At 64.9% G+C, this 2,714-nt stretch carries 2 protein-coding genes; both read right to left on the reverse strand.

Going from position 1 to position 2,714, the window contains the following annotated elements:
- Positions 1-154: 154 nt before the first annotated feature.
- Complete coding sequence (istB, locus tag AC2VOU_RS06260; RefSeq protein WP_486956591.1) at positions 155-949, reverse strand: IS21-like element helper ATPase IstB; 795 nt, start codon at positions 947-949, stop codon at positions 155-157.
- Positions 946-2,448 (reverse strand): IS21 family transposase, encoded by a 1,503-nt coding sequence (gene istA / locus AC2VOU_RS06265; RefSeq protein WP_486956592.1) that lies wholly within the window; start codon positions 2,446-2,448, stop codon positions 946-948. Before istA ends, istB begins: the two co-directional genes overlap by 4 nt.
- Positions 2,449-2,714 lie beyond the last annotated feature (266 nt).

Below are 2,714 nucleotides of genomic sequence, written 5' to 3' on the forward strand. Positions count from 1 at the left end.
CCGGCGCCGGCTAACGCGTTCATGCACGAAATGCCACCGTCGTTGCCCTGGTAAGCAAAGCGAGCGTGCCAAGCGACGCAATGAGTTGTCAATGGCCAGGTGGAAGTCCCCGGTTATGGCCAGGAAAAGTCCCCATCCCTGTGCGGGTGATTGGCTAATTCTTGGCGGCTCCCTTCTTGTGGTCGGCGTGGCGCATTCGGTAGGACTCGCCGGAGGTGATGACGATGGTGGCGTGGTGCAGTAGTCGGTCGAGGATGCTGGCGGCGGTGGTGTGTTCGGGCAGGAAGCGTCCCCACTGCTCGAAGGGCCAGTGTGAAGCAATGGCCAGCGAGCGGCGTTCGTAGCCTGCGGCTACCAGCCGAAACAGCAGTTGGGTGCCGGTGTCATCGAGCGGGGCGAATCCGATCTCATCAACGAGTAGGAGATCGGCCCGCAGCAGCGAGTCGATGATCTTGCCGACGGTGTTGTCGGCCAGACCTCGGTAGAGGACCTCGATCAGGTCGGCGGCGGTGAAGTAACGGACCTTGAAGCCGGTGTGCACGGCGGCATGCCCGCAAGCGATGAGCAGATGACTCTTGCCCGTACCGGGCGGGCCAATGACCGCCAGATTCTGTTGTGCCCGAATCCATTCCAGACTCGACAGGTAGTCGAACGTGGCCTGGGTGACTGACGATCCGCCGAGGTCGAACCCGTCGAGGGTCTTGGTGACCGGGAACGCCGCGGTCTTGAGGCGGTTGGCGGTGTTGGAGGCATCGCGGGCAGCGATCTCGGCCTCGACCAACGTCCGCAGGATCTCCTCAGGGGTCCAGCGTTGGGTCTTGGCCACCTGCAACACCTCGGCGGCGTTGCGACGCACGGTGGCCAACTTCAACCGTCGCAGCGCGGCGTCGAGGTCTGCAGCCAACGGTGCCACCGAGGCCGGCGCTACCGGCTTAGCAGTGGCGGTCATGAGGCAGTCCCATCGGTGGTGCTGATCTTGTAGGCCTCCAACGAGCGGGTCTCCGCGCTGGGCAGATCGAGGACCAGAGCGTCCCCGGCGGGGCGGGGCTGCGGGGTGCCGGCACCAGCGGCCAGGATCGAGCGCACGTCAGCAGCGCGGAACCGCCGAAATGCCACCGCCCGGCGCAACGCGTCGATCAAGGCCTGTTCACCGTGAGCGGCCCCCAATCCGAGCAGGATGTCGAGTTCGGATTTCAGCCGCGTGTTGCCGATCGCGGCGGCACCGACGAGGAACTGCTGGGCTTCGGGTCCGAGGGCGCAGAACTGTTTTTCTGCTTGGGTTTTCGGTCGTGGACCGCGTGAGGGTGCCCGGCGGGGACCGTCGTAGTGCTCATCGAGGAGCGAGGTCTCGCCCGGGCCGATGAGTTCGTGCTCAGCGACGATCACCCCGGTCGCGGGCTCCAAGATGATCAGGGCGCCATGATCGACGACGGCGGCCACGGTGTCGCCGACAAGTCGCTGAGGCACCGAGTAGCGGGCTGAGCCGTATCGGATGCACGACAGGGCATCGACCTTGCGGCGCACCGAACCAGAACCAATCGTCGGCCGCAGCGAGGGCAGCGCCGTCAAGACGGTGCGCTCGTCGAGCAATCGATCGTTGGGCACGGCGCAGATTTCTGAGTGCACGTCGGCGTTGACCTCGGCGCACCACAGTTCGGCCTGGGCATTGAGGGCACGCAGATCGACCTGCTCATCGGCGAGGGCGGCTTCGGTCAGCAGCGGAACGGCCAGGTCGTCCTGGGCGTAACCGCACAAGTGCTCCACGATGCCCTTCGATTGCGGATCCGCGCCGTGACAGAAGTCCGGAACAAACCCATAGTGCGAGGCAAACCGCACGTAATCCGGCGTGGGCACCACGACATTGGCGACCACCCCGCCTTTGAGGCAGCCCATCCGGTCGGCCAGGATCTTGGCCGGGACTCCTCCGATCGCCTCAAGGGCTTCGGCGATCATCGCCAACGTGGTCGAGGCCTTCTCGTCAGCGGCGAACCGAACGAACCGCCATCGCGAGTACGCCAGCACCGCGCAGAACACCATCAACCCTGGTGCTGCCTCGGCCCAGTCCATCACCAGATAGTCACCCGGCGACCACACCGCAGGGCGGCGTTGATGCCTGTTGGCTTTGCGCCACAACACTTTCTGCTCCGCTACCAGCCGGCGGAAGTTGCGGGCTGAACCCTGATACCCGGCCGCGCGGGCAACCGGCAGCATCCGTTTCGCCGACATCTTGCCGTTCGACTGCTCAACCCGACCCGCCACCAGGTCGGTGAACGCGTCGACGTTGCGCGGACGCGGTTCCCGCGGTGGCGGTTCGCCACCGGCCTCGGCCCGCTCGATGACCCGCTTGACCGTCTTGTGGGTGGTGCCGCACAGCTCAGCCGCGCCGCGATACGACCCGACCTGGCGATACGCCGAAATGATGTTCATACGCTCCCTTGCAGACTTCAATAGAGCTCCCTGGGCGGTGTGGTGACAGTTGGCGCTATCACCGTCACCGCCCAGGCCCACAGCTCCCGGAAAAGACACGACGAGCCCGCAAAGGAGTGGGGACTTTTACATGGCCACCAGTGGGGACTTCCTACTGGCCACAGATGGGGACTTTCTCATGGCCATGGACAATCGATGACATGGACGACATCGACGACATGGATGCCCAAGATCCCGAGGGTCCGCACGACCCACCGACTATCGAGGAACTCGCAACCCAACTCGAG

It is taken from the genome of Mycobacterium sp. TH-M25 (assembly GCF_057473665.1).